This window comes from Nitratireductor sp. GISD-1A_MAKvit, assembly GCF_040819555.1.
Taxonomy (GTDB): domain Bacteria; phylum Pseudomonadota; class Alphaproteobacteria; order Rhizobiales; family Rhizobiaceae; genus Nitratireductor.
The window spans coordinates 100520-116578 of the sequence record NZ_CP161920.1 but is presented as its reverse complement, the minus strand read 5'-3'; the positions used below and the strand labels follow the sequence as shown (position 1 = coordinate 116578).

The 16059-nt window shown below is 59.6% G+C and carries 12 protein-coding genes; 6 read left to right on the top strand and 6 right to left on the bottom strand.

The genetic code is table 11. The annotated features are described in order from the left end of the window. Window positions 1-2 precede the first annotated feature (2 nt). From AB2N04_RS01735 to AB2N04_RS01720, 4 genes are read right to left on the bottom strand one after another with little or no spacing between them, the layout of a single operon-like run. Window positions 3-1253 carry a cytochrome c gene (locus AB2N04_RS01735; protein ID WP_367716623.1) on the bottom strand — a complete coding sequence of 417 codons (1251 nt, stop codon included), beginning with the start codon at window positions 1251-1253 and terminating at the stop codon, window positions 3-5. Then, window positions 1250-1903 (bottom strand): GMC oxidoreductase, encoded by a 654-nt coding sequence (locus AB2N04_RS01730; RefSeq protein WP_367716622.1) that lies wholly within the window; start codon window positions 1901-1903, stop codon window positions 1250-1252. The genes AB2N04_RS01735 and AB2N04_RS01730 overlap by 4 nt, the downstream gene beginning before the upstream one ends. Then, window positions 1893-3014, bottom strand: coding sequence for a GMC family oxidoreductase (locus AB2N04_RS01725; RefSeq protein WP_367716621.1), 1122 nt, complete (start codon window positions 3012-3014; stop codon window positions 1893-1895). Before AB2N04_RS01725 ends, AB2N04_RS01730 begins: the two co-directional genes overlap by 11 nt. A gap of 3 nt (window positions 3015-3017) precedes the next feature. Next, window positions 3018-3755 carry a gluconate 2-dehydrogenase subunit 3 family protein gene (locus tag AB2N04_RS01720; RefSeq protein WP_367716619.1) on the bottom strand — a complete coding sequence of 246 codons (738 nt, stop codon included), beginning with the start codon at window positions 3753-3755 and terminating at the stop codon, window positions 3018-3020. A 234-nt stretch (window positions 3756-3989) separates the two neighbouring features. Here AB2N04_RS01720 and AB2N04_RS01715 point away from each other — a divergent pair, with 234 nt between their 5' ends. Continuing rightward, window positions 3990-4811: an SDR family oxidoreductase gene (locus AB2N04_RS01715; protein ID WP_367718706.1), complete on the top strand. Its 822-nt coding sequence runs from the start codon at window positions 3990-3992 to the stop codon at window positions 4809-4811. Between the two features lie 223 nt (window positions 4812-5034). Here AB2N04_RS01715 and AB2N04_RS01710 read toward each other — a convergent pair whose 3' ends face one another. Beyond that, window positions 5035-9747, bottom strand: coding sequence for a choice-of-anchor D domain-containing protein (locus AB2N04_RS01710; protein ID WP_367716618.1), 4713 nt, complete (start codon window positions 9745-9747; stop codon window positions 5035-5037). Window positions 9748-10131: 384 nt separating this feature from the next. Here AB2N04_RS01710 and AB2N04_RS01705 point away from each other — a divergent pair, with 384 nt between their 5' ends. Both AB2N04_RS01705 and AB2N04_RS01700 read left to right on the top strand, forming a co-directional pair. Then, on the top strand, window positions 10132-11589 hold the full coding sequence (locus tag AB2N04_RS01705; protein ID WP_367716616.1) for a sensor histidine kinase: 1458 nt from the start codon (window positions 10132-10134) through the stop codon (window positions 11587-11589). A 10-nt stretch (window positions 11590-11599) separates the two neighbouring features. Continuing rightward, a complete protein-coding gene (locus AB2N04_RS01700; protein ID WP_367716614.1) occupies window positions 11600-12307 on the top strand; it encodes a response regulator transcription factor in 708 nt (235 codons plus the stop codon). A gap of 76 nt (window positions 12308-12383) precedes the next feature. Here the strand turns inward: AB2N04_RS01700 and AB2N04_RS01695 are convergent, their stop codons facing one another. Beyond that, window positions 12384-13097 carry a GntR family transcriptional regulator gene (locus tag AB2N04_RS01695; RefSeq protein WP_367716613.1) on the bottom strand — a complete coding sequence of 238 codons (714 nt, stop codon included), beginning with the start codon at window positions 13095-13097 and terminating at the stop codon, window positions 12384-12386. Window positions 13098-13267: 170 nt separating this feature from the next. On the opposite strand from AB2N04_RS01695, the gene AB2N04_RS01690 reads away from it, so the two are divergent. Genes AB2N04_RS01690 through AB2N04_RS01680 form a run of 3 tightly spaced genes read left to right on the top strand, consistent with a single transcriptional unit; the run spans window position 13268 to window position 16049 of the window. Next, window positions 13268-13831, top strand: a complete 564-nt coding sequence (locus tag AB2N04_RS01690; protein ID WP_367716611.1) for a TRAP transporter small permease — start codon at window positions 13268-13270, stop codon at window positions 13829-13831. After that, on the top strand, window positions 13828-15099 hold the full coding sequence (locus AB2N04_RS01685; protein WP_367716610.1) for a TRAP transporter large permease: 1272 nt from the start codon (window positions 13828-13830) through the stop codon (window positions 15097-15099). The genes AB2N04_RS01690 and AB2N04_RS01685 overlap by 4 nt, the downstream gene beginning before the upstream one ends. Beyond that, window positions 15099-16049 (top strand): 3-hydroxyacyl-CoA dehydrogenase NAD-binding domain-containing protein, encoded by a 951-nt coding sequence (locus AB2N04_RS01680; protein ID WP_367716609.1) that lies wholly within the window; start codon window positions 15099-15101, stop codon window positions 16047-16049. The genes AB2N04_RS01685 and AB2N04_RS01680 overlap by 1 nt, the downstream gene beginning before the upstream one ends. Window positions 16050-16059: the final 10 nt, after the last annotated feature.

The window sequence follows — 16059 nt, the reverse complement described above, 5'->3', positions numbered from 1 at the left end:
GCTCAGCGGTCGGTGTTTTCCCGGACGTCTTTCACGAAATCGACCGAGACGGCGGGAGCGGCGTTGCCGAAACTGTTGCGCACGTAAGTGAGCACCGCGGCAATCTCCTCATCGCTGAGCTTCCAGTCGAAGGCCGGCATGGCCTGAGGTGTCGGGTAACGCTCCGTCGGCACCGCCTTCGCGCCTTCAAGCACTGCCCTGACGAGGGTGGTCGGGTCATGTGAATGGACCAGCGAAGAGCCCTTCAAAGGCGCAAATTGCCTTGGCACGCCCTCTCCCTCGGGTGCATGGCAGGCCGAGCACTGCGTTTCATAAATGCGCTGTCCCAGCACCATCGGTTTCTGGTCCTCACGCAAGGGTTCGACCGGTGTTTCCTCATGGGCTGGCAAGGACTTGATATATTCGGCTATGGCGGAAACATCGCTTTCGGTGAGATGGCTGGTCGATTTCTCTATTACGTCCGTCATGGGCCCGAAGGCAGCGGTTCGGTCATTGCGACCGTAGCGCAGAAACTCCACGAGTTCCTGCTTCGACCAGTCACCGATGCCGTCGCGCTTGGAACCGGTCAGCGATGGCGCCCACCAGCCTTCGGCAAACCCGCCGGTAAAGCGATGCTCGCCCTCCTTGACCGCGCCGATCAGGTTCTTGGGCGAGTGGCACATGCCGCAATGTGCCAGCCCTTCGACCAGATATTTGCCGCGGTTCCATTCTTCCGAGCGCTCGGGGTTCGGCTCGAAGTTCCGGTCCTCAAAGTTGAGCAAGTTCCAGCCGATCATGCTGGCCCGCCAGTTCAATGGCCATGGAATTTCCGGTTCCCGCACTTCCTGACGAACGGGCTCAAGGGAATTGAGATAAGCGAAGATGGCGTCGCTGTCCTCGCGGGTCACTATGGTGAAATGCGTATAGGGAAAGGCCGGATAAAGGCGCGATCCATCGCGGCTGATGCCTTCGTTCATGGCGCGGTAGAAATCGTCTTCCGACCACCGCCCGAGCCCCGTTTCGTCATCCGGGGTGAGGTTGGCGGAGTAGATCGTTCCGAAGGGCGTCGGCAGCGCGTAATCGCCGGCCATGGGCCTGTTCTCATCCACCGTATGGCAGGCCCCGCAATCGCCGGCCCGGGTGAGATAATACCCCTTCTGGCGCATGGTCCAGTCGTTGTTGTCGGTGGCATTTGCTTCGCCTGAAAAGAGCGCTAGCCCCGCTGTCGCAGCAAACGCCGATGCAAGGGTGATCTTCGTTTTGAGATGAGTCATGCCTGCACCAATGGTCCGGGGTTGCGCAGATATTGCGTCCTGATCGCTTGGGCGGTGTGATAGGCGAGCGCTGCCACCGTGCCGGTGGGATTGTAGCCGGGGTTTTGCGGAAAGTTTCCCGCTCCCGTCACAAACAGATTGGGCAGATCCCAGCTCTGGTTGTAGCGGTTGGTGACGCTTTCGCGCGGGTTGTCGCCCATGATGTGACCGCCCGTATTGTGGGTCGACTGATAGGGCACGATCGAATAGGGCCCCTTTCGCCGGTTGACCTTCATCTCCCGCGGGTTCATCGCCCGTGCGATCTCCACCAGCCGGTCGGTCAGGTAGTTCGACATGCGATATTCATTGTCGGTGAAGTCGAATGTCATGCGCAGAAGCGGCCGGCCATAGGCATCCGTATAGGTGGGGTCGAGGTCGAGATAATTGCCACGATGGCTCATCACCGCCCCATGGGCGAATATGGATGTGGAATGGTTGTAGCTTTCGCGCACCGCCCTCTTGTAGTCCGCGCCCCATGAGGGGGTTCCTTCGGGCGTCGGCTGGGATTCAATGGGTCGGCCATTGGTCTGCATCTGGGCGAGATAGCCGCCACCGATGAAGCCGAGACCGGTATGGTCGAAATTGTCCCCGTTGAACTCGTCAATCACCATGCCGAGCGCACCGGCCCCCGATGAAGGGGTTGAAGTTCGTGTCGTCGTCATAAAACAGGTCGACGCCCGACATGGTCTGGTACGCATAGTTCTTGCCAACCAGACCGCGCCCCGTCTCGGGATTGTAGGGTTCACCGATCTGCGACACCAAAAGCAGGTGAACATTGTGGTTGATATAGGCGGCCAGGATGACGATGTCGGCTGGCTGTTCGAATATCTCGCCTTCGGGCGAGATATATTCTACCCCCGTTGCTCGCCGACCGTCTCGACTTTTTAGAACGCGCAACACCATGGCTTCGGTGCGCAGCGTGAAATTCGGCTTGCGCATCAAGACGGGCAGGATGGTGGTTTCAGCCGTCGCCTTGGAGTAGTTCCCGCAGGCGAATTTTTCGCAAAAACCGCAATAGGTGCAGGGAGCTAGTGAGACGCCCAGCGGATTGGTGTACGCCCGGCTCATATTGGCGGATGGAGCGGGGAAGGGTGCATAGCCAAGCTCGCTGGCGGCATTGGCGAAGAGCATCGGCGCGTACACCATATCCATGGGCGGATTTGGGTATTCGCTGGAACGCGCACCTTCGAAGGGGTTCCCCCCGGGCTCGATGCGGCCGTTTAGATTGCCGGCCTTGCCCCCAATGCCACAAAGCTCCTCGAAGGTTCGGTAATGCGGTTCAAGATCCTCATAGGTGACGCCCCAGTCCTGCACGGTCATGGTGTCCGGTAACGGGCCGTAACGCTCCTCGTTGTGGGAGCGGGCCAGAAAATCGGATGGCAGAAAGCGCCATGTCACCCCGTTCCAGTGAACCCCGGAGCCTCCGACATTGGTGCCGGGAAGGAAGGAGCCGAGCCGACGCATCGGCAGGGCCTTCTCATTCGTGTTGTTGCGAAAGGTCAGTGTCTCGCGCTGCAGGGATTCAAACAGGGCGTGCCGGTATCGATACCGCACTTCGTCCTGTGCGTTGGTGACGGCATAATCCGTCGACGTGTTGCGCCAGACGCCCCGCTCCAGAGCGAGGACATCGAGACCTGCCTCGGTCAACTCCTGTGCCATGATGGCACCGGTCCAGCCCATGCCAACAATGACGACATCCCTTTTCGGTAGTCTGCGTGTCATGTCTCACTCGGTTGAATTTGGTGTGATACGGCTCGCGAAACCGGCCACGGAGACCGGTTCGAACTCCAGACGTTCATTGTGTCGTGCAACATAGGGCCGATAGTCATAGCGCGCGCCGGGAAAGCCGATCATGCGCCAGGCTTCCATGTCGCGGTTTCCGCCATGGATCGGGTCGCCGAAATAGCCCTCTTTGGTGTTTTGCAGCAGCAGCGAGAAAAAGGTGGAGGCGCTTGCGGTGGGAAGCGCAAGGTCGCCATTTTCCAGATCTGTCAGAATGCTGTCCTGCGTTGCCTCGTCCAGCTCGGCAAAACTCTTGCCATCATGGTTCGAAGCGATTGCGCCTTCGATCTCCCTGATCGCGCGGCGATAGAGCCATGATGGCGCGCGTGACTGGTAACCCTGACTATCCGTGCCTTCGAGGAAGGGCTCCTGCAGATAGAAGATATCGCCGCGGCCGTAGGAGCCGGCCAGTTGGTGATCGATGAAGTCCACGACGCCAAGCTGGGAGGCGCTCGGAAAGTCATCGGCCGGGATCAACCGGTCCACGGCAGCGGTGACAAAACGGCGTTCGGCATCTGTGAGGAAACGCTTGGCGGGGTTGTAGCGGTCGGGGGGGAGCGCCTTTCCCTGTTCCCATGGCACGCCACCCTGATAGTCTCTCGCGCCAGCATATCCTGCCAGTGAGGCGGTGAAGATTCCGGCGGTACCCAGAAGAAAACGTCTGCGATTGAACAATCTCAAGATGACCTCCTCTCCCCGTCTCAATTCGCGTTTGCGGCAAATGTTCCAGAATTTTTCCACCCGGCCCGTTGCCCGGGGATTTGTTCGAACGCTGCCCATCTGAACGGAACTCCTATCCGGTCTTCCCGTTGTGAGGGCGAATGACCATGGAAGGCACAGTGCGGTGCCGACCCGGACAAAGGAGATCGCGATATGGATGATCTGCACAAAGAGAAACCACCCTTCGATACGCCGATGCAGGAGCGCCCCGGATACACGGCAGGGATGCATCCCAGGCCCGATCATGGAGAGGAAAGCTACCGTGGCAGCGGTCGGCTCGCTGGTCGCACAGCACTGATCACGGGTGGCGATTCAGGGATCGGACGCGCAGTGGCCATTGCCTATGCCCGTGAAGGAGCCGATGTGGCGATCGCCTATCTGGACGAAACGGATGAAGCGCAGGAAACGGCCCGCTGGGTGGAAGAGGCTGGCCGACAGGCGTTGCTCCTGCCGGGTGACATCGGCGATGAGGCTCATTGTCAGAAGCTGATCGACGAGACCGTCGAACGGTTCGGACGCCTCGACATTCTGATCAACAATGCAGCCTATCAGTCCAGCTTCGACAAGCTGGAGGAGATAACGACGGAAACATTGCAGCGCACCCTCGCGACCAACATTTTCGGGATGTTCCACCTGTGCAAGGCGGCGCTTCCGCATTTGAAGGAAGGGAGCTCCATCATCAACACGTCGTCGATCAATGCGACCGACCCTTCTCCATCATTGCTGATCTATGCAATGACGAAGGGGGCGATCTCGAATTTCACGGCAGGCCTGTCCGGGATGATCGCAAAGGATGGGGTGCGTGTGAACGCTGTCGCTCCCGGGCCGATCTGGACTCCGCTGATTCCTTCAACTTTGCCGCAAAAGAAGGTTGAGAATTTTGGCGCGAACACCCCGATGGGACGGCCAGGACAGCCTGCCGAACTTGCCGGTGCGTTCGTTTGGCTCGCTTCAGATGAAGCGAGTTACACGACCGGGGCGGTCATTGAGGTCACGGGCGGGCGAACAATGTTGTAGAGTTGCTCCGATCCAAGGATCGGAGACCGATTTTCCCGGGTTAAACGCGGTGTCTGTGATCCCGCGCGGCCGCGCTTGCCCGGTTTGCAAAAGAAGCTGCCTTTGGATGGCGACACGGGAACGAATGAACGGGTCTGTTTCCAGACACCACGATTGAGTTCCGTCCGCCAGAGGAGGCGGGCGGTCAGTGCGGAATGCAGTGCTCGAACGTCGTGCAGCACAATCAAAATGCAATCCTGTACTTCAATCCGGCACCGTATTGCTCGTACTCGTCCTTTCCCAGTCCGTCATAATCGAAGTCAAATGTGAGCTTGCCGCCATTCTCGAAGAGATAGTCAACACCGAGCCGGAAACCCAGTCGGGTCCCGTCGCTGGCAGAGATCGATGACGCGGCTTCGCCACTGCCAGACGTGCTGGAAAATGTGAGGGGAATTCCGCCTCGCAACGTCAATGAACCAACGGGGACGTCGATCGGCATCGCGGCATCAAGGCTCACTTTGAGCGAGTTCATGGAGATCGACTGTTCGGGAATGAGGTTGCCCAGAGTGTCGGTATAGGAGCGTTGCCGATCAAAAAGATGGACCGCGTCGAGGCTCGGGGTCAGGGTGATGAGACCGAGTGTGACATCACCTGCAACGGTTGCGCGGAAAAGGCCACGCTGCGTGTATACCGTATCCGTGTAGGTTCCGAAGGGGGCGTGACTGTTCCGGCTTTCGCCGAGCAGTGCCTGTGCACTGAAGTAAAGTGGATGCCCGGGTAGGCGTCCAACCAGGTAAGGGCCGGCGAGCCAGCCGGCGCCGGAAATGGAGGCATCGTCGGTTTCATGTTCCAGGTAATCGACCTGAAACATGGCCCCGGCAGCAAGGTGCCGCGTTAATTCGAAATGGGTTCCGGTGCTAAGATGTGTATAGCGGTTCGTCGTGCCCGCGTTTTTGGACCAGCTTGCCGACAATTCTGCCCATACGGGATCGGACGGGCGCGTCGCGAGGCTGAGGATGCCGTCTTCCGATGTTCCCCGGGCACTGAGCGAGCCGCTCCCACTTTTGCGATACAGTGCAATGAGGTCGGGCTGTCCGCTGATCAGCTGGGTGGCGCGCGCCTGCATGAAGCGCGCCATTTGCTGCTGCGTTTCCCGAACCGTGGCATCGGAAACCACAATCGTTCCTGAAGCGAAATTCGTATTTCCGGCAGCATCGCTGGCAACACCTGATGGCACCGACACCGAAAGATCCCCCTGTCCCGAAGCGACGATCGTCGCGTGATACAAGGTGGCTGCTCCGCTCAGGGATCGGACGTGCCCGTTCAGGACCGAGATGCCGGCGCTGGAAAAGCCAAAAACGGGTTCGGAAAAGAGGATTTCTACGACGACACTCTCGCCCGCCACGACTTCAGTGTCCGGCGCGGTCACAGTTACATCGGGCCGGATGATGTCACCAGGTGCTGCCACGGTAATCCTGACCTGGTCCGTCGCAGAAGCAAAGCCGTCATCCACCTCCAGGTCAAAAGTCAGAACGACATCAGGGTCATTGATCGCGAGCGTTGGAGCGTTAAATGTGGGGGAAACGCCGGCCGCACCGGTAAGTGTCACCGCAGGGCCACCCGTCTGTGTCCATGCATAGCTGAGAGGTTGCCCAGCATCATTGGATGAAGACCCTGATCCGTCCAGTGTGACGGACGCTGCCGAGAGAACCGCCTGATCAGAACCGGCATCAGCTGTCGGGGGCGTGTTGCCCGGAGCTGAAACGGTAATACTCACAGTGTCCGTCGCGGTCGCGAAGCCATCGTCAACTTCAAGCTGGAAGATCAGAACCTGATCCGCACCGCCGATTGGAAGGGCTGGCGCCGTGAAGGATGGAGAACCACTCGACGTGTCTGTCAGCGCGACCGAGGGGCCGCTGGTCTGGCTCCAGGTGTAAGTCAGCGCCTGTCCCGCGTCATTCGATGAAGAGGATGTGCCATCCAGCGTGACGGACGCGCCGGAAGCAACTGTCTCGTCAGAACCGGCATTCGCGGTCGGTGGTGTGTTGCCGGGTGCCGAAACCGTAATCGCAACCGAATCGACCGCTCCCGAAAAACCGTCATTCACGGAGAGCTCGAAAACCAGCACTTCATCCGCTGCGCCGATGGCAAGGATCGGTGCCATGAATGATGGCGTTGCACTTGTGGCCCCCGCCAGCGTGACTGATGGCCCGCTGGTCTGCGTCCAGGAATAGGTCAAAGCCTGCCCGCTATCATTGGCCGATGATCCCGATCCATCCAATGAAACCGCTGCGCCCGATGCGACTGACTGGTCGGCTCCGGCATCCGCCGTGGCGGGGGTATCGGGTGGTGCGGTTACGGTCACGGTCACCGAATCCACGTCAGACGAGAAACCGTCATTGACCTCAAGCTCAAAAACAAGAACTGCGTCTGCATCGCCGATCGCCAGCGTTGGGGCCGTGAAGGATGGTGTGGCTGTCGTCGCCCCTGAAAGGATCACGGAAGGGCCGCTGGTTTGGGACCAAGAATAACTCAGGGTCTGTCCGCTATCATTGGGTGAGGATGCGGAGCCGCTGAGCGTGACCGAACTGTTGGAGCCCGTCGTCTGGTCTCCGCCCGCATCTGCTGTGGGCGGAGTGTTGCCGGGTGCGCGCACGGTCACGGACACCGAATCCGAAGCATTATCGATGCCGTCGCCAACCGTAAGCTCAAAAACAAGAACCGCGTCTGCATCGCCGATTGCCAGCGTCGGGGCGGTGAAGGACGGGGTCGCCGTCGATGCCCCCGTCAATGTCACGAATGGCCCGCTGGTCTGGCTCCAGGCGTAGGTCAGGGTTTGACCGCTGTCGGGGTCGGAGGAGCCCGTTCCATCCAGCGATACGGACGCATCAGAGGCAACAGTCTGATCTGTGCCGGCATTTGCCGTTGGCCTTGTGTTGCCTGGTGCTGTCACGGTGACGGTTACTGAGTCCGTTGCGCCCGCCACCCCGTCATTCACCGTAAGGTCGAATGTCAGAACTTCATCAGCATCGCCGATTGCGAGGGTCGGGGCGGTGAAGGATGGCGTAGCAGTTGAACTTCCGCTCAGACTCACCGAAGCGCCGCTGGTCTGCACCCATGAATAGGTCAATGTTTGCCCGGTATCATTGGCCGACGAGGCCGTCCCCTCCAGTGCCACGGATGCGCCTGAGGCAACAGTCTGATCCGTACCGGCATTGGCTGTCGGCGGTGTGTTTGGCGGGGCTTCAACGATGATGGTAACGGAATCTGTCGCCGTGGCCATGCCGTCATCCACTGAAAGCTCAAAGACAAGAAGTGCATCCGGCGCACCGGCCGTGAGTGTCGGTGCGGTGAAAGAAGGGGCCGCACTGGTTCCATTCGTCAGCGGCGCTGCGGGGCCGCTGGTCTGGCTCCACGCATAGGTCAGCGTCTGGCCTGTATCATTTGCTGATGATCCTGAACCATCCAGCGAAACCGCATCACCGGAGGCGACTGTCTGATCAGGCCCTGCATTCGCGGTGGGCGCGGTGTTGGGCGGCGGTGTGACAGTAATGGTCACCGTATCCGATGCGGTCTCCATACTGTCATCGACCGTCAGCTCGAAAGTCAGGATCGCATTCCCTGCATCGGGCGACAGTGTTGGCGCGGTGAAGGAAGGGGTCGCGGTAGATGCATTCGTCAGTGTTACCGGGTTTCCGCTGGTCTGGCTCCAGGCATAAGTCAGGCCCTGTCCGGAATCATTCGCCGATGAGGCCGAGCCATTGAGCGATACTGCATCACCGGAGCCGACTGTCTGGTTGGGCCCTGGATTTGCAGTGGGCGGGGTATTGGGAGGCGGTGTAACGGTAACGGTCACGGTATCGTTGGCCGCCTGCGACCCATCATTAACGGTAAGCCGGAACACCAGCGTCACATTCGCCCCCCCCGGGGAGAGCGTAGGCGCGGTGAAAGACGGCGTGGCCGAGGAGGCCCCTGACAGGGGCACGGGAGGACCGCTGACCCTGCTCCATGAATAGGACAATGTCTGTCCGCTATCATTGGCAGATGATGCCGAGCCATTCAGTGTTACTGCCGCACCGGAGTTCACCGTCTGGTTGGCGCCCGCATTGGCCGTGGGCGCTGTGTTGGTCGCGGTGCCCGATATGGCAAATGTGAAGGGGTCTTCATCTGCATCATTGTTTCTAAGCGTCACCGTGGCGTTCCTCGAGCCCGGCGCTCCCACTGGAGAGAAGCGAACAGTGAAGGTGCCCGAACCGCCGGATGCGATCGATGATGGAGGTGGTGAGACAATCGTGAATTGCGAGGCATTTGCGCCTGAGAGGCTGGCATTGGATACGCTCAACGTACCCGTGCCCTCATTCCGGATCTCGAAAACCCGGTTGATGGGATAAGTGCTCGCGGAAATGGTTGAACCGAATGCGGTCCAGTTTGATGTGGATGTGGATGTAGCGCCGTCCACAATTGGCTGTGCGTTGCCAATGACCGTGATTTCGGGATTGGCCACGCAGTCCGGGTCGTTCGCCATATCGATGGCGGTATAGGCTCTGATTCCGTTTTCTGGAGCGACCCGATCAGCTGAGTTGACCGGGCTTTGTTCGTCTGACCAGATTGCCCCGTCATCCCAGCGATCCCGCAGCCCGAGATAGGCATCGCTGGTCCCTGTGATCAGATGATCCCGATGGACGTTGACGACACCGCTCCACGTTGATTGCCCCGTCGGCGCATTCGCAATAACGGAGCCGGTGGCAGAAACTTTGCTGACGCGTTCCTCCCATATAGCAAGCTCGATCGCCCTGCCAGGAATGGGATCGGTATTGTAGGCCGACCAGTTGACGGCAACCTCTGTGTACACACTATTGGCGTAGGGACCGGCGATACACTTTCCGTCCTGCCCGTTGAAAGAGAGCGACACGGAGGGGTTGGTCCAATCGGCCTTGGCCGGATGGATGCCAGACATGAGTGCCGCGCCTGCCAGAGCAGCAACCGCAACTCCCCGAACCGCTGTGGGGAGCGTGTCGCTACACGCTCTGAAAATCTTGCTGACCGCCCCGCTGAACAATGGATATCTCGACAACGGCATTCCCCCGTACCCAACACCAGATCGCCCGAGACTCTGCTCAACCTGCCGGTGAGCCCTGATGAAGAACATCGTTTTCGGGCATGATCACATCAGATACGAAGAGTCCTGCCAGTGATTCCAGCTACCAATTCTGACCAATTCTGACCAATTCTTGCGACCGAAGGCCGAAGGGAGAAATTTTCGACGTTAAACTCTTCCGAAGTGGGAATATTATTTTGAAAGAAACTTGCGGTAGCCGGCAAAATAGGCCAACACGGCCCCATGCTGGATCTGAAGACGCTATTGCTGCTCGAAGTCTGCACGACCGCCTTGCAGGCCCTTGCCTGGCTTCTCGTATGGCGATCCTGGCGTTATCTTTACGAACTGAAACTCATCGCAGCCGGCTTCAGCGCCATTGCTCTGGGATTGATGCTCCTGGCGCTGCGTGGACCTGATCCCCATCCGCTGCAACTATTCGTCGACAACGTGACAATCAAGCTCGGACTGGTCTTGTTGGCGGACGGTATGGCGAGGTTTCTCGGACATTCGGGTTGTCTCAGGGTTGGACTGATCATTCTGGCTGCGCATATGGCGCTCTGGAGCCTTGCCATGATCGTGGCGCCACAGGATCTGTCCCTTCGCATTCATGCCTCCACCGTTTTCACCCTTGCCATGATGGGGCTGATGATCCGCATACTCCATGTCGACCGGGGGCAGCCGGTATTCCTGCGCTGGATCACGATCGCGCTTCTGCTGGAATATATTGGCGCCAGCCTGCTCCAGAGCGCGCTTGTTTTCTGGCAACCCGACCTGTTCGCCAACGCGCCGATCCTGAGTGATGTGAACAGCTGGTATTTCTTTCAGGGGCATTTGTTCATTGTGGGGCTGTTCATCTGCATGCTTTTCATGGTCGGGGAACGGCTGTCCATCGACCTGCGCGACAGGAACGCAGCGCTCGCAGTAGAAGTTTCCGAGCGTCGCCGGCTGGAGGGCGAGCTTTCTGCCAGCCTTGATGAGGAAAAGGCCGCCCGTGAAGAACAGCGCCAGTTCATGCATATGGTGAGCCACGAGTTCCGCACGCCGCTAGCAGCCATACGCTATGCCACCGAGATGCTGGGCATCATGATAGCGAAGCCGCCCGCAGCCGTGACCAAACGCCTTGCCAGCATCGACGCAGCTGTCTCCAGAATGACAATACTCATTGACCGCTTTCTTTCCACCGAGCAAATGCTTGAGAGCAGAATGAAGGTCGAGAAGATTGATCTGTCCGGCCTGACGCAGGAGATTCGGCAGTATTTCGACGATATGGGGCGAGGGACAAGGCTGCAGTTCAAACCTGCAGAGGAGGTGCCCGAGTATTGGGGGGATGTGGAGATGCTGCGAACCGTCATCATCAACCTTGTTGACAACGCACTCAAATATTCGCCGTCCGATCTGCCGGTTGAGCTGGCATTTCTGGGGCGCAACAAACTTTTGGTTATTGAGGTGGCAGATCGGGGAATTGGTGTACCCGCAGGAGAACTGAGCCATGTGGGCCGACGATTCTTCCGTGCATCCAACACGCGAAAAACCGCAGGCAGCGGACTGGGGCTTTACACCTGCAGGAAGCTCGTCCGGTATCACAATGGGGCGCTTGATCTGCGGCCGCGCGACGGAGGAGGAACCGTTGCTACCATACGCCTTCCCACCCCCGGAATGGCCGCCGGTTCCCATCGCACGGAGATTGGGTTGTGGGAGTGAGAGAACGGGAATGAACCGGATTCTTGTAATCGAAGATGACGAATCCCTGCGCTGTGATCTGGTGGATTACATGTGCCTCCAGGGTTTCGAGGCCAGCGGGGTTGCCACTGCAGCCGAGCTTGAAACCGCGTTGCGGAGAGAAGACCTGCCGGACGTCGTCATCCTCGACCTATCGCTTCCCGACGGTGACGGCTACTGCCTGGCCAGGGAAATTCGCGCAAAGTTGAACTGCGGCATCATCATGCTTACCGCGCATGGTGACACCGAGAGCCGCGTCCGCGGTTTTGAGAGCGGTGCGGATATCTATCTGGTCAAGCACACCGCCTTGCGGGAGATCGCGGCGGCGATCCACAGTCTGTTGCGCCGCCTGCCTCAGGAGCGGGCCCAAAGGGAAGCGTCGCACGAATGGACTCTCGATGCGGTGAGCTGGATTTTGCAGACACCTGAAGGGCGGGCAATCAAATTGACCGCGACCGAAAAGACTTTCGTCGAGGCTCTGATGGAGAATGCCGGAAAACCGTGCTCCCGGGAGGAACTGGCCAGCATCCTGTCCCGACGGCAAACCACGTTCGAAAACCGTCATCTGGATGCCGTGGCGAGCCGCCTGCGCCGAAAGATCTCCAACCACACCGACAAAGCAGCGCCGATAAAATCCGTATACGGTATCGGCTACTCCTTCAGTGCGGTTGGTACGATCGGCACTGTAAGATCCGAGTGAATGAGATTGGGTTTTCGGCTCGACCAGCCTCGGATCCGGAAGCGTTGACGAGCCTCACCAGAAAACGTCTCCGAGCCTAACCGCCTGTCTCTGCCGGTTCGTGCCTTGCGAATGCCTGTACGACCGCATCCGTGGTCCGTCCGATATGTGTTTCCATAACGGTGACGGCCTTGTCGGCATCGCGGTCAAGTGCGGCTTCGAAGAGGGCGCGGTGCTCAAGGCTGATGTCTCGGGTGGCGACGGTTTTGACGCGGGAGAGGCGTCGATATCGCTCATGCTGGTCGAACATGAGCTGGCGCATGCGCAGGAGCCATGGGGAATCGCAGGCCGCAACCAGCGCCCTGTGAAACTGATGATTGAGGGTCTCCCATGCGGCCAGATCGTCAATGCCCTGATCTATCGTCCGTTCCAGCCGCTCCAGCCGATGAAACGCGGCTGCAAGACCGTTTTCCCATTCCTCATCGCCGTTGACGATCGATATGCGCAGGGCTTCGACCTCAAGCAGCTTGCGCATATTTGCAATGTCGCGTGCATCCCCGACGGACATGGGGACCACTTCGCATCCGCGCTGCCCCTCCAGCTTGACCAGATGGTCGCTGGAAAGCCGCGCAAGCGCCTCGCGGATAGGAGCAGCGCCCAGCCCATAGCGCGTGCGGAGCATTTCGATCTTGAGTTTCAGGCCCGGTGCGAGCGCGCCTGAAATGATGTCTTCCCGCAGCAGCCTGTAGGCCCGCTCGGCGATCGTTCGTTCCGGTCCGTCGTACCGCATATTGACGAGGATCTCTGCCATTCCGCTCGTTTCCTCCAGTTAACCGGCCCGCGCCGACTTGGACAAGCGCGTTTCATTGATGGCAAAAATATCGATATTTTTATTGACTTGCAAATAATATCGATATTTTATTCACGCCAATTGGGAAGGGAGCCCGGAGGAGGTGGCGGTTTCTGCCGATGTCGAGCGTATTGTCTGAAGAACGAGACGAGCGGATTGGTGCGCTGGCGCGGGTCAGTGCCCGCCTGGCGTCCATCGAGTGGTACTGTGCCGGGCTTCTGCTCTGTGCCGTTTTTGGGTTGCTGCTTTTGAATGTGGTGACGCGCAGCCTGGGTTCGCCTCTGATCTGGGTGGATGAGCTGGCGATCTATGTGATGATCTGGGCAGCACTGATCGGTGCCTCCATTGGCATCCGCAACCGCAATCACATATCCATGACACTTCTCACCGACATGATGCCGGCCAAATGCCGCAGAGCGCTCCTGATCGGGGTGGATGTCGCACTGTTGGTTTTCTTCGGCATCTTTGGCGTCATTCTCTGGAACTGGTTCGACCCGGTGGGTGTGCTTTCCGCCGGCTCGGTCGAAACGTTCAGCCAGCAGAGCTTCAACTTCATCTATCAGGAGCCAACGACGACAATCGGCATGCGCAAGGTCTGGTTCTTGTTGATCCTGCCGGTGTTCTTTCTATGCGGTGCAATTCACGCATGGGCCAATCTTGTGGCGCGGCTGCGGAGCGGGGAGGTCGAAGGATGACGATTGCCGGCTCATTCCTTGCGTTTCTGCTGGTTGGCCTGCCCATTGCCTTTGTCCTGGCGGCGACTGCGCTGGTGTTCATCGCTGTCAGCGGCAACACGGTGCTGCTCCAGTCCTATGCCCAGCAGCTCTTCGGCGGGCTCGAAAATTACGGCCTCCTGGCTCTGCCCATGTTCATTCTGCTTGGCGAATTCATGAATGCCGGCGGCATTGGCCGGCGTCTCATGAGCCTGTCGCTCGCATTGCTGGGCTCGGTGCGCGGCGGTCTTGCCTACGTCAATCTTGTCGCCAACATGCTGATGGCGTCCATCCTCGGTTCGACCGTGGCGCAGATCACCATCATGTCGAAGATCGCCGTGCCGGAGATGGAAAAGGCCGGCTATCCGCGCGATGTGTCAGTGGGCATCACGGCGGCCGGCGGTCTTCTGGCTCCGATCATCCCGCCGTCCATGCTGTTCATCATTTTTGGCGTGGTCGCGCAGATGCCGATTGGCGACCTGTTCATTTCAGGCATCGTGCCAGGCGCGATGATGTTCATCGCCTTCATTGTCGTGATTGCCGTCTTTGCCAGGCTCTATGCCTTTCCGCGTTCGGAACGGCTGACGATGAAAAAACGCTGCGCGGCACTGTTCGATGCGCTTCCCGCGCTCGCCATTCCTGCTGTCATCATCGGCAGCATTCTCGGCGGGCTGGCAACGCCGACCGAAGCTGCCGCCATCGCCACGCTTGCGGCGATGCTGACGGGGCTTTTCGTCTATCGCGAGATGAGCGTCGCCGACATTTTCCCGGCCTTTGCCAATGCCGCGCGCAGTGCTGCCGTGGTGCTCTTTCTCATAGCGGCGGCGCAGGTTTTCAGCTGGGTCATCACCTTTGAAAACCTGCCGGCGCGGGTGGCGGATGGGCTGCAGCTCATCACCACTTCGCCCATCGTCTTCCTGCTGCTTCTCAACCTGCTTCTCCTGATGCTTGGCATGGTCACGGACCCGATCCCCGCCATCATCCTCGTGGTCCCGGTTCTGCTGCCGGTCGCGACGGATGTGTATGGCATCGACCCGTTCCAGTTCGGCGTCATCGTCTGTCTGAACCTGACACTGGGCCTGCTCACGCCGCCAGTGGGGACGGGGCTCTTTGCTGCCGCACTGATGGGCGGAGTGAAGGCGGAGCGCATCGCATGGCTGGTCACGCCGTTCTTTCTGGCTGTCGCCGCGGTTCTGGTTCTCCTGGCCTTCTTCCCATGGCTGGCAACGGGCCTGAAGGAGCTTCTGTGATGGCTGAAACGAAAGCACCTGTTCTGATCGTCGGAGGGGGAACCATAGGCTGCGGGTGGGCGGCTGCATTTGCTGCAGCAGGGCACCCGGTGCAGGTCTACGATCCTGCACCCGAGACAGCCGGTCGCCTCGCGCTTCTCTGGAAAAAGGCTCTGCCCGTTCTCAAACGGCTTGGAGGCGACTGTACAGAGGCGCCGCCCTCGCACATTGCGCGGCTCGACCACGTTGAGAGGGCCGTCGCCTTCGTGCAGGAGGCGCTTCCGGAGCGGCTGGAACTCAAGAGAGAGGTGCTTGCCGAAGTCGAGCGGCATGTGCCGGCAGATGCGGTGATCGCATCCAGCACATCGGGTCTGTCGCCGAGCGCTATTCAGAATGCTCTGTCCCATCCCGAACGCCTTGTGATCGGCCATCCCTGCAATCCGCCATACCTCATGCCGGTGGTGGAAATCTGTGCGGGCGCAAAGACGAGCGCGGTGGCGATGGATCTGGCCGACGCCGTTTATACGGGTCTGGGCAAGACGGTGTTGCGGCTCAAACGGGAAATGCCCGGCCATCTGGTCAACCGTCTTCAGGCTGCGCTGTGGCGCGAGGCGGTCCATCTGGCGGCAGAAGGCGTTGCGTCGGTTGACGACATTGAAAAGGCGGTGACCAAAGGGCTTGCCGCACGCTGGTGCGTGACCGGACCGACGGCGATCTTTCATCTGGCCGGCGGCGATGCCGGCCTGGCGAAGTTCTTCGACGATCTGGGGCCGGAGGTGGAAAAGTGGTGGGCCTCGCTCGGCGCGCCCCAGCTCGGCGCGGATACTCGCGCCGCTCTCATCGACGGTGTCGCGCAAAGCCCCGATCTGGCGGATCCCGAAGCGCTTGCCGCCCTGCGGGATGCGCAGGTTCCCGAAATTCTCAATCTGCTGTCCGGCACGGGAAGCCGGAGCAGCTCCAAGCATCGCTAACGGGAGGAAA